At 71.0% G+C, this 16,654-nt stretch carries 13 protein-coding genes; 11 read left to right on the forward strand and 2 right to left on the reverse strand.

Annotation, left to right across the window (positions count from 1 at the left end; translation table 11 throughout):
• The coding region (locus tag HUX53_RS25525) for a DivIVA domain-containing protein (RefSeq protein WP_176405760.1) at nt 1-744 on the reverse strand (744 nt) is incomplete at its 3' end.
• 297 nt (nt 745-1,041) lie between these two features.
• Between HUX53_RS25525 and HUX53_RS25530 the strand changes: the two genes are divergently transcribed.
• The 5 genes from HUX53_RS25530 to HUX53_RS25550 all read left to right on the forward strand — a co-directional run bounded on the left by HUX53_RS25530 (nt 1,042) and on the right by HUX53_RS25550 (nt 8,016).
• The gene (locus HUX53_RS25530) at nt 1,042-1,563 is read left to right on the forward strand and encodes a gamma carbonic anhydrase family protein (protein ID WP_176405761.1); all 522 of its coding nucleotides are present in this window, start codon (nt 1,042-1,044) and stop codon (nt 1,561-1,563) included.
• 89 nt (nt 1,564-1,652) lie between these two features.
• Nucleotides 1,653-5,567, forward strand: coding sequence for a hypothetical protein (locus HUX53_RS25535; RefSeq protein ID WP_176405762.1), 3,915 nt, complete (start codon nt 1,653-1,655; stop codon nt 5,565-5,567).
• A gap of 156 nt (nt 5,568-5,723) precedes the next feature.
• On the forward strand, nt 5,724-5,915 hold the full coding sequence (locus tag HUX53_RS25540; protein WP_217919888.1) for a hypothetical protein: 192 nt from the start codon (nt 5,724-5,726) through the stop codon (nt 5,913-5,915).
• Between the two features lie 320 nt (nt 5,916-6,235).
• Entirely contained in the window at nt 6,236-6,853 is a 618-nt protein-coding gene (locus HUX53_RS25545; protein WP_176405763.1) for a DUF47 family protein, read from the forward strand.
• Nucleotides 6,854-7,029: 176 nt separating this feature from the next.
• A complete protein-coding gene (locus HUX53_RS25550; protein WP_176405771.1) occupies nt 7,030-8,016 on the forward strand; it encodes an inorganic phosphate transporter in 987 nt (328 codons plus the stop codon).
• Nucleotides 8,017-8,335: 319 nt separating this feature from the next.
• Here HUX53_RS25550 and HUX53_RS25555 read toward each other — a convergent pair whose 3' ends face one another.
• A complete protein-coding gene (locus tag HUX53_RS25555) occupies nt 8,336-10,021 on the reverse strand; it encodes a bifunctional UDP-sugar hydrolase/5'-nucleotidase (RefSeq protein WP_176405764.1) in 1,686 nt (561 codons plus the stop codon).
• 119 nt (nt 10,022-10,140) lie between these two features.
• On the opposite strand from HUX53_RS25555, the gene mshD reads away from it, so the two are divergent.
• The 6 genes from mshD to HUX53_RS25585 all read left to right on the forward strand — a co-directional run bounded on the left by mshD (nt 10,141) and on the right by HUX53_RS25585 (nt 16,519).
• On the forward strand, nt 10,141-11,001 hold the full coding sequence (gene mshD, locus HUX53_RS25560) for a mycothiol synthase (protein WP_176405765.1): 861 nt from the start codon (nt 10,141-10,143) through the stop codon (nt 10,999-11,001).
• Nucleotides 11,002-11,255: 254 nt separating this feature from the next.
• Nucleotides 11,256-12,359: a phosphate ABC transporter substrate-binding protein PstS gene (gene pstS / locus HUX53_RS25565; RefSeq protein WP_176405766.1), complete on the forward strand. Its 1,104-nt coding sequence runs from the start codon at nt 11,256-11,258 to the stop codon at nt 12,357-12,359.
• Nucleotides 12,360-12,442: 83 nt separating this feature from the next.
• A complete protein-coding gene (gene pstC / locus HUX53_RS25570; protein WP_176405767.1) occupies nt 12,443-13,420 on the forward strand; it encodes a phosphate ABC transporter permease subunit PstC in 978 nt (325 codons plus the stop codon).
• Complete coding sequence (pstA, locus tag HUX53_RS25575; protein WP_176405768.1) at nt 13,417-14,289, forward strand: phosphate ABC transporter permease PstA; 873 nt, start codon at nt 13,417-13,419, stop codon at nt 14,287-14,289. The genes pstC and pstA overlap by 4 nt, the downstream gene beginning before the upstream one ends.
• Nucleotides 14,290-14,300: 11 nt before the next feature.
• Nucleotides 14,301-15,077 carry a phosphate ABC transporter ATP-binding protein PstB gene (pstB, locus tag HUX53_RS25580; protein WP_176405769.1) on the forward strand — a complete coding sequence of 259 codons (777 nt, stop codon included), beginning with the start codon at nt 14,301-14,303 and terminating at the stop codon, nt 15,075-15,077.
• Nucleotides 15,078-15,574: 497 nt separating this feature from the next.
• Nucleotides 15,575-16,519: an EfeM/EfeO family lipoprotein gene (locus HUX53_RS25585; RefSeq protein WP_217919884.1), complete on the forward strand. Its 945-nt coding sequence runs from the start codon at nt 15,575-15,577 to the stop codon at nt 16,517-16,519.
• Nucleotides 16,520-16,654: the final 135 nt, after the last annotated feature.

The following is a 16,654-nucleotide window of genomic DNA, read 5'->3' on the forward strand; positions in this document are numbered from 1 at the left end:
GGCGGGCGCGGGCTGCGCGGGCGGGGCCTGCTTGCGCGGGGCGCTCTGCCGGACGGCGTCCTCGACCATCTTCTCCAGCGGCCCGGCCTCGTTCTCGGCGCTGAGCAGCCGGTGCAGCGTGTCGCTGATCTCGGTGAGCCGCTGCAGCGCCTGGGTGTGGTTCTTGGTGAGCGCGGTGAGCCGCTGCGTGGCGCCCTCGTTGATCACGCCGGCGCGGCGCTCGGACGCGGTGAGGGTGCGCTCGGCCTCCAGCCGCGCGCTCGTCACCGTCTGCTCCGCCTCCTGCTTGGCCGACGACAGGATGCCGTCCGACTCCTTCTTGGCGGACGCCAGCACGTGGTCGGCCTTCTCCTGCGCCTGGGAGAGGTTCTTGTCGGCGTGCGAGCGGGCGTCGTCGATGATCCGCTGGGACTCCTGCTCGGCGTCCTCGCGGATCTCGGTGCCCTTGGCCTCGGCCTCGGCGACCTTGTCCCGGGCCTCGTCCTCGGCCAGGTTGATGATCTGCCGGAGCCGGTCGCTCAGGTCGTCGCCGGTGGGCTTGCGCGCCTCCCGGAGCTCGGCCATCTCGCGGCGGAGGCGCTCGCCGTCGTCCTGGGCGCGGGCGAGCCGCGCCTCCAGTTCGCGGTGCTTCTGCAGGGCGCGGGCGATGTAGTCGTCGACCTGACGGCGGTTGTAGCCGCGCATCACGATCTCGAAGGACTCGTCTTGGAGGAGGTTCGGGAGGATCTCGGCTTCGTTGCTCATGGTGCCTTGGGGGTCGTTGGCGGGGGTCATCACCCCGTCAGGGTCGGTTGCGATAACAGCCTCACCCGCCGCAGCGGGCCCACATGGAAACGTCAGGACGACTCTCGCCCGGTCCACCCGTTCGCGCAACCGGAATGCGGTTCTTGCTGCCGTTTCTTCATCTGGATGAGCTCGACAAACTATCTAATCCCGGCAAAGTCCGCTTCCGGGACGGGGCCGTGTCGCGGGCCGGAACCGGACCGGCCGGGCAGGGGGCGCCATACCGGACGGGCCGGGACGCGTCCTAGCATCGGCGCCATGAGCTACCTGGGAGCATTGGGCGAGGACCGGCCGAAGATCGACCCGGAGGCGTGGGTCGCGCCCGGCGCGGTCGTCGCCGGGCGGGTCACGCTGGGCCGCGCGTCCAGCGTCTGGTACGGCTCGGTGCTGCGCGCCGAGGACGAGGAGATCGTCGTCGGCGCCGAGTGCAACATCCAGGACCTCTCCTGCCTGCACTGCGACCCGGGGATGCCCGCGATCCTGGAGGACCGCGTCAGCCTCGGCCACAAGGCGATGGTGCACGGCGCGCACGTCGAGACCGGCGCGCTCATCGGCATCGGCGCGATCGTGCTGAACGGCGCCCGCATCGGCGCCGGGACGCTGATCGCGGCCGGCGCGCTGGTGCCGCCCGGCAAGCAGATCCCGTCCGGGGTGCTCGTCGCCGGGACGCCGGGCAAGGTCGTCCGGGAGCTGAACGACAACGACCGGCTCGTCCTGGAGCACACGCCGGCGATCTACATGGAGAAGGCGAAGCGGCACGCCGCCGCTGAGTGGGACTGACGTCAAGGCCGCTTTGAGATCCCGCTGACCTGGGGTGACGCGGCTTCTGCGCCGGTCAGGGACGCCCCGGGCGATTTCTGCTGACTACGATGACCATCGTGGTGTGGGGACCGGGCTATGGCAGTGCTCCGCCGCCCAGCCCGCAGCGGGGGCAGGGTCCGTTCGCGGACCCCTTCACGGAGGCGGAGCGCGACACGCGGGCGATGGTGGCGGCCGCGTGGTGGCCGACCGCGCCTCCGCAGCAGCGCCACCACGCCATCGGCGGCCGCATGCTCGTGCTGCCGGACGGGACGTGGTGGCTGTTCGGCGCGTGGGCCCGCTGGTACCGGCTGCACCCGTCCGACGGCCAGTGGTACCTGTGCCCGCCGCCCCGCACGCCCGCCGTCCGGATGGCGGCGCGGCCCGCGCAGCAGGGCGCCGGGCAGGTACCGAACCTGCCGCCGCACGTCGTCCCCGCCGGGCCCGACTTCGGCTACGACCCACCGTCGGGGCTGCCGTTCGTCGGGCACGGGTTCGCTACGGACCTGACGTCGCGCGTCCGATCGACCCTTGAATCGGCCGCCGCGCTGCCCGCGCCCGACTATCCGCACTCGTGGGCGGATTTCACGAACGGGGCGCCGTCCACCGTCGCCGCCGCATGGGGCGTGATGCTGTGGTGCTCGGCCGCGCCCGCGTTCGACGCGCGGCTGGACGCGCAGATGCTCGACCTGTGGAAGCCCTACCGCGCCAAGCCGCTCCCGGACGTGGACGGCCCGCGCTGGCTCACCCCGCCCACCCTCGAATCGCTCGTCGCCCTCTACGCCGAACGCCTGCGCGCCAGCCGGGTGGACGCGGCGGTCGTCGTTTTGCGGACGATGTGGGCGATCGCCAGCGTCCTCCGCGACGATGTCCGATTCCAGGTGCGGGCGGACGCGCTGCTAGCGATCCTCGGCACGACGCTCGCCAACCCGACCGTCGACTATGGGGCGCTGCCGTACGGGGACCAGGCGATCGTCCAGCAGTGGCTTACGCGGTGCCCACCGAACCTGGTGCCCTCGCTGCGGAACGAGAGCTCGCCCGGGGACAACTTCAGGCACGCCTTCTACACGCTGAGCGAGCTGATAGGGGAGTTGTCGGGCGACCCGGCGGACCCGGCCTATCTGGAGCCTCGCCTGGTGGCCGCCGCGCTGCTCGCCGCCGACCTGAACGTCGTCCGCAAGGACATGGTGGGCACCATCGTCCCCTGGCTCGACCCTGAGATCCGCTACACGGTGCAGGCGGTGGCGGAGCAGAAGGGGCATCCGCTGCGTCGCCTGTGGCCCGAGGACATGCGCCTGCCGGAACCACTGCGGTCGGCGGCAGGGTCCGGGCCGGGCGCCGAGTCGCTGCTGGCCGCGATGTACGAGGTCGACCTGGCGTGGTGCCGGCTCGGCGGGATGCCCGCGCGGCCGCGCGGCTTCCCCGTCCCGACCGCGATCATCGCCGGGATCATCGGCCGCAACCGGGCCCGCGCCACCGCCGCGTCCGCGACGGCCACGCCGCTGCCGAACCCGGCGCCCCCGCAGCCGGCGCCGTTCCACATGCAGAGCCAGCCCGGCCTCGCGCCGGGCACGCCGCCGCAGGCGCAGGGGACGCCGTCCGAGCCCGACCGCCCGTTCGTCCAGCCGCCCGCGCAGCCCGGACGGGAGAACGCGCCCCCAGCGCCCCAGGCGCAGAACCAGATGCCGGGCCCCGGCCAGCAGGCCGCGTTCGCCCCGCCGGACCCGATCATCAGCGCTCCGGCCGGCGAGGACGACGAGGCGAGCGTCGCGCCGCCGTACACGGAACTCGGCTTCCAGCGCCCCGCCGCCGCGCCCGCGCCCGCCCCCGCGCAGCCCGCGGCGATGCAGAGCCCGGCACCGCCTTCGCCGGAACCGCAGCTCGGCGGCTTCTCCCCTCCCGAGGAGGAGAGGGACGAGGATTTCGTACCGCCCTACACGCAGCTGGGCTACCAGCCGGCCGGCGCCGTCCCGCCGCAGCCGGTCGCGCCGCCGGAGCCCGTGGCAGCGCAGAGCCCGCCGCAGCAGCGCCCTGTCGCGGGGGAGGCGATGGCGACCGCGTTCGACTCGGGCGCGACCCGCGTCGAAGGAGGCCAAGCGTCGCCGACCGGCCCGCCTCCGGCGCAGAACGGCCCGCCTCCGCCGCAGAACGGCCCGCCCGGCACGCGCGTCCTCGGCCCGGGAGACCTTGAGGACGATCCCGCCGGGCCCCCGCCGCCGCCCGTTCCGGGAGGCGGGCCGGGGACGAAGGTCATGTCCAAGACGATGGTCGGCGACTTCGACTTCCTGGACGACACGCCGTCCCCGGAACGTCCCGTCGACGAGATCCCGCCGCCCAGCGACCGCAGTACCCGCCGCGTCCTGGAGCGGTTCGGGTTCGGGTTCCTCTACGGCGAGCACGACGCGTCCGTGCTGCTCGGCGACGTCCGCGCGCAGGCGGAGGCGTGGAACGCGCCGACCGGCGACGGGATCGAGGCGACCCGCGTGGACGGCGCGCCCAGCGCGATCAAGTCGGGCCTGCCGGGCGTGCTGCTGGTCGGCGACCCGCACTCGGGGCAGCGCCGGCTGTCCCGGATGATCGCGCTGACCTTGGCCAACGCGGGCCTCGGCGACGGGACGATCCGCGCGCACGACGCCGAGGACGTCCGGAACGCGCCGCCGGAGCGGATCGGGCAGATCCTCGCCCAGCCGGGCCCGGTGGTCCTGTTCGAGCGGCTGGACGTCGCGATCAACGACGCGGCCGATCCGGGCGCCGTCGTCGGCGCGGTGCGCCGCGCCCGCCGCGACCCGGTCAACACGACGCCGGTGATCGCGACGTGCGAGCCGCGCGCGTACAAGCGCCTCCTGCAGGAGCATCCGAAGCTCGTGCAGGCGTTCCGCGTCCACCGGCTGCCCGACTTCAGCGACCTCGACAACCGGATGACGCTGCTGCACCTGCTCGCGGACGAGCGGCGCGTCACGATCGGCGCGTCCGCGCTGGAGATCGTCCGGGCGGACCTGGAGCGGCTCCGCGGGCCCGGCGACCTGGTCAACGCGCGGCTCGTCGAGGCGTACCTGGACCAGGCGGCCCAGCGGAACATGGAGCGCGCCGGCGCGTCCCACGACCGGCTCGTCCTCACCCCGGACGACCTGGCGGGCGTCGCGGAGGGCATCGAGCCGGCGCTGCGCCCGCCCGGCGACATCGACGGCTACCTGCGGCAGCTCGACCAGCTCACCGGGCTGGAGGACGTCAAGGCCGCCGTCCGGGAACTGGCCGACGAGGCGGCGCTCGCCGCCGACCGGGTGCGGTACGGGGTGTCCGGCGCGGACGTCCGGCACCTGGTCTTCACCGGGCCGCCCGGCACCGGCAAGACGACCGTGGCGGGGCTCCTGGGCGGCATCTACGCGGCGCTGGGGCTGCTGCGGTCCGGGCACGTGGTGGCGTGCCGTCCCGTCCACCTGGCGGGACGCGACCAGCTCGACACCCGCAACCGGGTCGCCGGCATGGTCGACCAGGCGCTCGGCGGGGTGCTGCTCATCCAGGAGGCGTACCGGCTCGACCGGACGCCCGCCGTGGTCGCCGAACTGCTGCGCCGCATGAGCGGGGGCCGGTTCATCGTCGTCTGCTCCAGCCCGGCGGCGGAGATGGAGGGCTTCCTCGCCGGCAACCCCGCGTTCCGCGCCGAGTTCGGCCCGATCCTGGAGTTCACCGGGATGGGCGACCGCGACATGGTGCACCTCTTCCAGAGCTACGCCGAGCGCGACCTGTACATGCTGGACGAGGAGCTGCGCGTCGAGCTGCTGTCCCGGCTGGCGTCGATGCGGGAGGACCCCAGGTTCGCCTACGCCCGGACCGTCCGCGCGCTGTTCGAGCAGACCGTGGGGCGGCAGGCGGCCCGGCTGGCGGGCGCCGACGTCAACGCCGCGACCGTCGCCCGGCTGACGGCCCGCGACCTGCCGGAAACCCCGCTTGAGCAGCTGCTCGGCGACTTCCGCGCCGGAGGTTGACCCCTGCGTCCCGGTTCGGACGGGCCGGTGGGCATCAGATGGGCCTCACCCGGGAAGACCAGTTGGCAAGGTGGTCCGCGAATGGCCCTCTTGGGTCATGCGCCCGTCGGGGCCGGACGCGTAGCCTCGACTACGGGTGTGGGGGAACGAACGGAGGTGGACGCGGTGCGCCAGAATCTCGATCTGCGCGTCCACGACCGTGTTGCGCTGGACGAGATCGAACTCTATGCCGAGATGCTCAGTGCGGTGGCGGCGGCGGAGCGGCCGCTGACCGTCGCGGAGATCGACATGGTGCTCGGAGTACGGTCCGACGAAGCCGGTCGTCGCGAGCTGATGCCGCAGGACTAGTTCCAACAGGGCTCGCAGGATCCGGGGACGCCGATTCGGGGCGTCCCCGGTTCGTCATTTCAGCACGTGCTCACCCCGCGTGGTGTTAGCAATCTCACGTCCGCACGCGGGCACACCCGCAGGTGGCCGCCCTGCGGGGCCCATCCGGCGGACGTCCCTCCAGATAGGGCCGCCCGCAAGGGGTATGTACCTGGTCGTCTAGGGCAATCTTGTAGGTGAGAGGATGGGCGACACCAGTCGAAGCTGGGGCAAAGGTTCTTTTTACGGCGGGTTGCGCCTACGATCCTCTGCGGACTGTTCCAGCACATCAGGAGAACGACGTGCGCTTGCGTCTCACGCCGCGTGAGGACAGCTTCTACGACATGTTCGCCGACTCGGCGAACAACCTGGTCACCGGCGCCAGGCTGCTCGTGGAACTCATCAGCGACGGCGCCGACCGGGCGGCGATCGCGGAGAAGATGCGCGCCTGCGAGCATGCGGGCGACGAATGCACCCACGCGATCATGCGACGGTTGAACGAAACGTTCATCACGCCCTTCGACCGCGAGGACATCTACCGGCTGGCGTCGACCATAGACGACGTCATGGACGAGATGGAGGAGGCCGCGGACCTCGTCGTCCTCTACAAGATCGACGAGTTCCCCAAGGGCATCGTCGCCATGGTCGAGGTGCTGGAGCGCGCCGCCGAGCTGACCGCCGAGGCCATGCCGCGGCTGCGCTCGATGAAGGAGCTCAACGAGTACTGGATCGAGATCAACCGGCTCGAGAACCAGGGCGACCAGATCTACCGCAAGCTGCTGGCGCACCTGTTCAGCGGCGAGTACGACACGCTGACCGTGCTGAAGCTGAAGCAGGTCATCGACCGGCTGGAGGACGCGGCGGACTTCTTCGAGCACGTCGCCAACACGGTCGAGACCATCGCGGTCAAGGAATCATGAGCGCAGCGAAGGATCCCGGGACGACCCTCACCCGGGACCCCTCCCCGGAGGACGATCCGGCCTCCCTGGGAGAACAGGCCACGCGCCGCGTCTCCGGCCGGGCCTGGCTGCTGCTGCTGGCCGGCATCCTGCTGGTCATGCTGGGCGGCGCGCTCGGGCTCCGGTCCGACGCGCAGATGGCCGTCCTCGTCCTGGTCGTCATCGTGGCGCTGATCTTCGACTACACCAACGGCTTCCACGATGCCGCCAACGCGATCGCCACGGCGGTCTCCACCCGCGCGCTGACACCGCGCGTCGCGCTCGGCATGGCCGCCGCCATGAACATGATCGGCGCCCTGCTCGGCGTGGGCGTCGCCAAGACCGTCAGCGAGGTCATCACCCCGCCGTCCGGCCTGCACGGGCTCACCGTGGTCGCCGCCGGCGTGCTCGGCGCCATCACCTGGAACCTGATCACCTGGTACTTCGGGCTGCCCTCGTCGTCCTCGCACGCCCTCATCGGCGGCGTCGTCGGCGCCGGGCTGGCGTCGCTGTCGTCGGTGAACTGGGCCACCGTGGTCGACAAGGTCGCGATCCCCATGGTGGCGTCGCCGGTCGTCGGCTTTTGCCTCGCCTACCTGGTGATGGTGGCGATCCTGTGGATCTTCCGGCACGCCAACCCGTCCCGGGTCGGCCGCCGGTTCCGCATCGCGCAGACCATGTCCGCCGCGTCCCTCGCGCTCGGCCACGGCCTGCAGGACGCCCAGAAGACGATGGGCATCATCGTCCTCGCGCTCGTCACCACCGGGCATGCGGACGGCAGCACGGTGCCCTGGTGGGTGGTGATTGTCTGCGCCGGCGCCCTGTCCGCCGGGACGTACGCGGGCGGCTGGCGCATCATGCGCACCCTCGGCCGCAAGGTCATCGAGGTCGACCCGCCCAAGGGCTTCGCCGCCGAAGCGACGGCCTCCATCGTCCTCTACACCACCGCGTTCATCTGGCACGCTCCAATCTCCACCACCCACACGATCACCTCGGCGATCATGGGATCGGGCGCCACCAAACGCCTCTCCGCCGTCCGCTGGGGCGTCGCCGGCAACATCCTGGTGGCCTGGGTCCTCACCATGCCCGCCGCCGCCGCAGTAGCCGCGGTGGTCTACTACGTGGTCCACTTCTTCGGCGCGTAGTTTCCCAGGGGGGCGACCCCCTGGAACCCCCGTCAGCGACGCAGGCGATCCTCACGCCTTGTTGCGGTCGTTGTGCCCGTTGCGGTGTGTGGGCGCTGCGGTCGCCTGCGTCGCCGGGCATGCCCGCTCCGGGCGCTAGAGCGCCCTCCGCGTGCCTGCCCGTGGTCGTCGCTCAGGTCCGCGCCACGGCTCAGACCCCAGTCCAAGAGGGTCGGTTTGTGACACGTCCAGGGGAACCGCTGCGAGTTGGTGTTTGTGCGCGTGGCCCGGGTTGGGCGCCGTTAGGCGTCCGGCCCGGGCCACGCTCGTTTCTCGTTCCTTACTGGCCGGAGATGCGGTTGAGGGGTGGGGGCGTGATGGTGCCCTGGGTGTTGAAGTAGGTGACGAAGGTGTCGAGGTCTATGGCGCCCAGGACCTGGTCGGTGCCCTCGGTGAAGACGGTGAAGCCGTCGCCGCCGCCGAGGAGGAAGTTGTTCGCCGCGACCTTGTAGGTGGTGGACGGGTCGACCGGGGTGCCGTCGATCGTGAGGGCGGAGACGCGGTCGCCGACGGGCTTCGAGCGGTCGATGGTGAAGTGCAGGTTGGCCGAGGGCTGGAGGATCTTCTCGCCCGCGGACGTCCACTGCTGTTCGAGGAGCGCGTCGAGCTGCGCGCCGGTCAGGGACGTCACGCCCATCACGTTGCTGAACGGCTGGACGGCGAACGCCTCGCCGTAGGTGACGACGCCGTCGCCCTCGGAGCCGCTGGCCGCGTAGGTGAGGTCGGTGCGGACGCCGCCGGGGTTCATCAGCGCGACCTGCGCGCCGAGGTCCTGCGTGCCGGCGAGCTGGGCGTCCGCGATGACGTCGCCGAGCGCGGTCTCGCCGGCGGCGGACGGCGTGCGGGTCAGGTCGGCGGTGATGTTGCCGATGGGCTTGTCGGCGATGGTGGAGACGCGGTCCTTCCAGGTTTGGACGAACTTCTCCGTCGCCGGGTCCGGCGGGACGTCGCGGGTGACGACGTGGTTGTCGGCCTTGACCGAGGAGCGGATGATGTCGCCGGTCCGGCGGTTCACCTTGAGGTTGACCTCGGTGATCACGCGGCCGAACGAGGAGCCTGACGAGAAGAGGCGCGGGTTGCCCTTCGGGTCCTTCACCGAGCAGATGTACTGCTGGTGGGTGTGGCCAGAGAGGACCATGTCGATCTCGGGGTCGGCCTCCTGCGCGATGCGGGAGCCGGCGCCCGGGATGATGCCGCACTGGTCGGGGCGGGTGCCGGGCTGGACCTGGTCGCCCTCGTGGACGAGCAGCACCATCGCGCGGACGTGCCGCCGCTTCAGCTCGCGGGCGGCCCGGTTCGCGGCGGCCACCTCGTCGTCGAACTTGAGGCCCTTGATGCCTTCGGCGGTGACGATGCTCGGGGTGGTCTTGGTGACGACGCCGATGAACCCGACGCGGACGCCGTTGATGCGCCGGATCGTCCACGGCTTCAGGATCGGGCGTTCCTTGTGGCCGCGCTTCTTCAGCACGTTCGCGGCGAGGTAGTCGAACTTCGCGCCGCGCCAGCGCCCCTCGGGGGAGCAGCCGTCGACGGGGTGGCAGCCGCCGTTCTGGATGCGCAGCAGCTCCTGGTAGCCCTCGTCGAACTCGTGGTTGCCGACCGCCGACGCCGTCACGCCGATGTCGCCCATGAACTGGACGGACGGCTCGTCGTGGTAGGCGGCGGACAGCAGCGGCGAGGCGCCGATCAGGTCGCCCTGCGCGACGGTGAGGGTGTCGCGGTTCCGCAGCTGCTTGAGGTGGGTCGCGATGTAGGCGGCGCCGCCCGCGAGGACGGTGTCGCCGTTCTCGTCGATGGCCCTGCCCGAGCTTCCGGTCGGCGGTTCCAGGTTGCCGTGGAAGTCGTTCAGCGCGAGCAGGCGCACGGACGCGGTCGGTGCGGGGCGCGCGGCGGCGGGTTGCGCCGACAGGCCCACGACCGTCAGCCCCGCCGTGGCGCAGGCCAGGATGGTGCGTCGTCGAGTCATTCTGTGGACGCTAGGTTCGCCCGGCATACGGATCCCGGCGACACGATGACGTTTTTGTGACAAATCGATCAGAACCCCAGGTGATCTTTGCGTTCGTCCGGCCGCATAGGGTGGCGGACGTGAGTGAGCTGCGGGCGCGCGGGACGCTGGGGGAGGCCGAGGCCGCAGAGGCGCTGGCGCTGGCCGAGGCGGCGGCGCGGGCCGACGGGGTGGGGTCGCTGTCCGAGCATGCCGTGCTGGCGTTGCGGGGTGGACGGTCCGGCCTGGCGATCTCCGATGGCGGGACGATTGTGGCCTATGCGCACTTCGACCCGGCGACCGAGGACGAGCCCGCGTCGGGGGAGCTGGTCGTCCATCCGGATCACCGGCGCCGGGGGCACGGGCGCGCGCTGCTGCGGGCGCTGCGGGACGAGGCCCCGGTGCGGGTGTGGGCGCACGGTGATCTTCCGGCGGCCGCCGCGCTGGCGGAGTCGGAGGGGATGGCGCGGGTTCGTGCGCTTTTTCAGATGCGGCGCCCGGCGTCCGACCCGCTGCCGGAGACGCGCGTGGCCGACGGGGTGACGCTCCGGACCTTCGAGCCCGGACGGGACGAGCAGGCGTGGCTGGACGTCAACGCCCGTGCCTTCGCCGACCACCCCGAGCAGGGCGCCTGGACCATGGACGACGTCCGCGAGCGCGAGGCTGAAGACTGGTTCGATCCGGCCGGTTTCTTCCTCGCCGAGCGTGATGGGCGGCTCGTCGGCTTCCACTGGACGAAGGTCCACCCCGGCAAGATCGGCGAGGTTTATGTCGTGGGCGTCGCCCCTGACGCGCAGGGGCTCGGGTTGGGGCGCACCCTCACGCTGAAGGGCCTGCACCACCTACGCGACACCGGCATGGAGCAGATCATGCTCTACGTGGACGAATCCAACACCGCCGCCGTCCGCCTGTACGAGTCGCTCGGTTTCACTCGCTTCGCCGTCGACGTCATGTACGCCTGACGCGAGCCGTCCCCGAACCCGGTTGAGCGTGTCTCAACCGGGTTTTTGCGTGGGTGGGCTGCGCTGTTCACCCGGCGTCCATGGCAAATCGGGGCATTCTTCGTGATCGCGGTCGTCTCCGTTCATCTGCCGTTCACCTGGAGCGGGGCGGCTGGTCACCTCGCCTGCCTAGCGTCGCACTCGACGGCGAACCCCACGTCCGGCCGAGGCCTGGGACGAGGGACCCGCCCCCGAAACTAAGAGGAGACCCTCCGGTGAAGAACGGTTCCCGACTCGCCGCCCTGGGCGGCGTGGTCGTCGCGGGCGTGCTGGCACTGTCCGCCTGCGGGAGCGACAACAACCCGACGGTGAGCTCGGGCAGCGCTCCGTCCGGCGACATCGACTGCGCGACGGCCAGCGTCAACGCGGCCGGGTCGAGCGCGCAGAAGAACGCGATCGAGGAGTGGACGAAGCTCTACGCGAGCAAGTGCGCGGGCGCCAACCTGAACTACAACCCGAGCGGGTCCGGCGCCGGCATCCAGGCGTTCACCAGCGGGCAGGTCTCGTTCGCCGGCTCTGACTCGGCGCTGAAGCCCGAGGAGGCCACCGCCGCGCAGCAGCGCTGCGAGGGTGGCAACGCGCTCAACCTGCCGATGGTCGTCGGCCCCGTCGCGGTCGTCTACAACGTGCCGGGCGCGGACGGGCTGAAGCTGTCCCCCGAGAGCATCGCCAAGATCTTCTCCGGCAAGATCACGAAGTGGAACGATCCGGCGCTCGCCAAGGAGAACGAGGGCGCGAAGCTCCCGGCGTCCGACATCAAGCCGGTGTACCGCTCGGACGAGTCCGGCACCACCGACAACTTCACGAACTACCTGCACACCGTCGTCCCGGACATCTGGACGTGGGAGAAGGCCAAGAAGTGGCCGAACTCCACCGGGCAGGGCGCCGCCAAGTCCGACGGCGTCACCAGCCAGGTGAAGAGCACCGAGGGCGCGATCTCCTACGTGGAGATGTCGTACGCGACGAACAACAAGCTGCAGACCGCGCACGTGAAGAACGGCGCCGGCGAGTTCACCGAGCTGTCGCCGGAGAGCGCGTCCAAGGCCGTCGCGGGGGCGAAGGTCACCGGCACCGGCAACGACGTCGCGCTGGACATCGACTACGCGACGAAGGAGCCGGGCGCCTACCCGATCGTCCTCGTCACCTACGAGATCGCGTGCGAGAAGGGCCTGCCGGCCGAGCAGGCCGCGTTCGTCAAGTCCTTCCTCACCTACACCTCCAGCGCGGACGGCCAGAAGATCCTGACCGGCCTCGGATACGCGCCGCTGCCGGAGAGCGTGCTCACCAAGGTGCAGGCGTCCGTGAAGGCGCTGGCCTGACCGCCGACGACGGCATCCGCAGCCCCGCCGCCGAGGACCTCGGCGGCGGGGCCGAGGCGGGTTCGAGCCAGGGAGGTTCCCCCATGACCACCGAGACCGGCGTCGGGACGCACGCCGCCACGCGGGGGCGCGCCGCCGCGCCGATGGGCACCGGACGCGCCGGTGACCGCATCTTCGCCGGCGCGGCCCGCGGCTCCGGCATCACCGTGCTGGCGATCGTCGCCGCGATCGCCGCGTTCCTCGTGTGGAAGGCCGTCCCGGCCCTGCAGGAGAACGAGGCGAACTTCCTCACCAGCGAGACCTGGGACCCGAACGCGACGCCGCCGGAGTTCGGCATCGCGCAGCTCGCGTTCGGCACGGTGCTCTCGTCGCTGCTCGCGATGCTCATCGCCACCCCGGTCGCGATCGGGATCGCGCTGTTCATCTCGTTCTACTCGCCGCGGCGGCTGGCGTCCGGGCTCGGCTACGTCGTCGACCTGCTCGCCGCCGTCCCCAGCATCGTGTACGGGCTGTGGGGCCTGGCGTTCCTGTCCCAGCACATGGACGGGATCAGCGCCTTCCTCAACGCGACGCTCGGCTGGATCCCGCTGTTCGGCGGCGACAGCCCCGGCAAGAACTCGATCTTCACCGCCTCGGTGGTGCTGGCGATCATGATCCTGCCGATCATCTCGTCCATCTCCCGGGAGGTGTTCCTGCAGGTCCCGCGCGCCAACGTGGAGGCGGCCCTGGCCATCGGCGCGACCCGCTGGGAGATGATCCGGATGGCGGTGCTGCCGTACGGGCGGTCCGGCATGATCGGCGCGTCGATGCTCGGCCTCGGCCGCGCGATGGGCGAGACGATCGCCGTCGCGATGGTGCTGACGTTCGTGCCCGGCATCAACTGGCACATCCTGGAGAACGGCGGCGCCACGTTCGCCGCGAACATCGCCAACAGCTTCGCCGAGGCGTCCGTCACCGGGCGCGGCGCGCTGATCGCGTCCGGGCTCGTGCTGTTCGTGATCACCCTGCTCGTCAACATGGCCGCCCGCGCGGTCGTCGCGCGCCGGAAGGAGTTCGCGTGAGCACCCTGGGCTCGGTGTCGCCCGCCCGCAGGCTCAAGGACCGGCTCGTCCAGGGGCTGGTCTATCTGGCGTTCGCGCTGGCGCTCATCCCGCTCGTGTCGGTGCTGTGGACGGTCGCCGTCAACGGCGCCAAGCGGCTCGACCTCACGTTCTTCCAGTTCTCGATGAACGCGGTCAGCGGCAGCGACCCCGGCGGCGGCGCCTACCACGCCATCATCGGCACCCTGCAGCAGGTCGCGATCACCACCGCGATCGCCGTCCCGCTGTCCATCCTCACCGCGATCTACCTGGTCGAATACGCCGGCAACGGGCGGCTCGGCAAGATCATCAGCTTCACGGTGGACGTGATGACGGGCATCCCGTCCATCGTCGCGGGCCTGTTCGTGCTCGCGCTGTGGCTGCTCACCTTCGGGTTCAACTTCTCCGGGTTCGCGGGGGCGCTGTCGCTGACGATCCTGATGATCCCGACCGTGACGCGCTCCGCGGAGGAGATGCTGAAGCTCGTCCCGAACGACCTGCGCGAGGCGTCCTACGCGCTCGGCGTGCCGCGCTGGCGGACGGTCTGCTTCGTCGTCCTGCCGACCGCGATGACCGGGATGGTGACCGGCGTGATGCTCGCCGTCGCCCGCGTCATGGGCGAGACCGCGCCGCTGCTGCTCACGATCTTCTTCACCAAGGCGATCAACAACGACCCGTTCAACGGACCGCAGGCGGCCCTGCCCACCTTCATCTGGGAGCAGGCCGCCGACCCCAGCCAGCACTCCATCGACCGCGCCTGGACCGGCGCGCTCGTGCTGATCGGCATCATCATGCTGCTCAACCTCGTCGCCCGCCTCGTCGCCCGGCGCACCGCGCCGACGAGCCGCTAGAAAGGAAACCCATGGCCAAGCGGATCGACGTCTCCGGGCTGCACGCCTACTACGGCGGCGTCCACGCCATCGAGGACATCTCGATGACGATCGAGCCCCGCTCGGTGACCGCGTTCATCGGGCCGTCGGGCTGCGGCAAGTCCACCTTCCTGCGCACGCTGAACCGGATGCACGAGGTCATTCCGGGCGCCCGCGTCGAGGGCAAGGTCATGCTGGACGACGAGGACCTGTACGACTCGTCCGTCGACCCCGTCGCGGTGCGCCGCGTCGTCGGCATGGTCTTCCAGCGCCCCAACCCGTTCCCCACCATGTCGATCTACGACAACGTCGCCGCCGGCCTCAAGCTGAACGGCGTCCGCCGCAAGTCCCGCCTGGACGAGATCGTCGAGAAGTCCCTGCGCGGCGCCAACCTGTGGAACGAGGTCAAGGACCGCCTGAGCAAGCCCGGCGCCGGCCTCTCCGGTGGCCAGCAGCAGCGCCTCTGCATCGCCCGCGCCATCGCCGTCCAGCCCCAGGTCCTCCTGATGGACGAGCCGTGCTCCGCCCTCGACCCCATCTCCACCCTCGCCATCGAGGACCTGATCGACAAGCTGAAGACCCAGTACACGATCGTGATCGTCACCCACAACATGCAGCAGGCCGCCCGCGTCAGCGACCGCACCGCCTTCTTCAACATCGCCGGCACGGGCAAGCCGGGCAAGCTCATCGAGATCGACGACACCAGCAAGATCTTCGCCAACCCGGAGCAGAAGGCCACCGAGGACTACATCACCGGCCGCTTCGGGTAGTTGGGGGCTGTGTTTATTGCGTTTCTCTCCTCCTTCGGGCCTGGCGGCCCTCCATCGTCGAGAAACGCGGCGATCGCTAGCATCGCTGCGGCTCGCCTAGCGGCTCGCTGCGCGATCAGGTTCTCGCAGGCTCGAACCTGGCTTCGCACGCGATCGCACGCATTGAGGTCGGCGCGTGGTTGAGCAGGTGGCTGGGGTCGTCGCGGGAGGCTGGGGCGCGCCGGTCGGCCTCGGTTGATGGCCGATGCCCTTGCGAGGGTCTACCGTGCCGTTGGCTCCAGAGGCGAGAGGCGGCATGGCCTGTGAACGGGATGGTGGGTGGCAAATCCGCCCGTCTTCTCGTGTCTCTGAGCTGTACGGCTGTTGCGCTGGCGGGGTGTGGTGGAGGTGCGGACGCCGTCGAGGCCGGGCGGGCGCACTGCGGGGAGGGGTGGTCTCACTCGCGTGCCGGGACGCAAGCTTTGCTCGTCCACAACGGTGACTCGTCGGCGGTCGATGTGGCCGTTGTCTCGGGCGGGGCGGTCTTCGCGGAGCTGGAGGACGTCGGGCCGGGCACGACGCGTCCACTGCACGTCAGCCTCACGGCGGGGACGTACACGGTCACATGCCGTCCGGACGATGCGGCGCTGATCACCGGACCGCAGGTTCGGGTGTCCGGTCCGGGTGAAGGCGCGCGCGGCGTGCGGCCCATCACGCGGGACGACCTGTATCCGGCGTTGCGCGCATACCGCGCTTATGCCACGCAGGGGCTCCGCGCGCTGGAGGAGCGCACGGTCGAGTTGCGCGACGCCGTCCGGTCGGGGGACCTGGACGTGGCGCGGGCGGCGTGGCTGCCCGCGCATCTGGCCTACGAGCGGCTCGGCGCCGCCTACGGGACGTTCGGCGACTTCGCCGACAAGATCGACGGCCGTCCGGCGGGGCTGCCGAAGGGTGTGCATGATGCCGATTTCACCGGATTCCACCGGGTGGAGTACGGCCTGTGGCACGGGGAGTCGGCCGCCTCGCTGCGCGCTCCGGCCGACCGCCTCGCGTCCGACGTCCGGGCTTTGCGGGACGACTTCCCGCGGCAGCAGACCGACCCTAATGACCTGGGGCTTCGCGCTCACGAGATCCTGGAGAACACGCTCCAGTTCGAACTGACCGGCAAAGGCGACCAGGGCAGCGGGACGATGCTCGCCACGGCCGCCGCGAACCTGGACGGGACCCGGGCCGTCCTCGACCCGCTGCGTCCGCTGCTCAGGGGCCGGATGGACCTCACCGAGATCGACGTCTGGCTCGACCGCACCGCCCGGATGCTTCGGGCGCAGTACCGGCACGGGAAGTGGACGCCGCTGAGCCGGCTCAGCACCATGGAACGCGAACGCATCGACGGCGCCATCAGCGAACTCGTCGAACTGCTGGCGTCGGTCGCGACCATCGCCGAGGTTCGGAGAACCCCATGAGCCACGAGGCCCGTTCGGACGTGTCCAGGCTCGTTGACTTGCGGCGTGTTGCCCTTACGGCGGCCTGCATAAGGGCAACACGCCGCAAGTCAACGCATGCGGTGGGCCTTGGTCGGTGTGCGGGGTGAGGGGGCC

The sequence above is a fragment of the Actinomadura sp. BRA 177 genome, from assembly GCF_013372625.1.
Taxonomy (GTDB): domain Bacteria; phylum Actinomycetota; class Actinomycetes; order Streptosporangiales; family Streptosporangiaceae; genus Spirillospora.

Coding starts and splice junctions, on each gene's coding strand:
- pstC (WP_176405767.1), top strand. CDS start 12,443: ATGACCACCGAGACCGGCGTCGGGACGCACGCCGCCACGCGGGGGCGC.
- HUX53_RS25530 (WP_176405761.1), top strand. CDS start 1,042: ATGAGCTACCTGGGAGCATTGGGCGAGGACCGGCCGAAGATCGACCCG.
- HUX53_RS25555 (WP_176405764.1), bottom strand. CDS start 10,021: ATGACTCGACGACGCACCATCCTGGCCTGCGCCACGGCGGGGCTGACG.
- HUX53_RS25535 (WP_176405762.1), top strand. CDS start 1,653: ATGACCATCGTGGTGTGGGGACCGGGCTATGGCAGTGCTCCGCCGCCC.
- pstB (WP_176405769.1), top strand. CDS start 14,301: ATGGCCAAGCGGATCGACGTCTCCGGGCTGCACGCCTACTACGGCGGC.
- HUX53_RS25550 (WP_176405771.1), top strand. CDS start 7,030: ATGGCCGTCCTCGTCCTGGTCGTCATCGTGGCGCTGATCTTCGACTAC.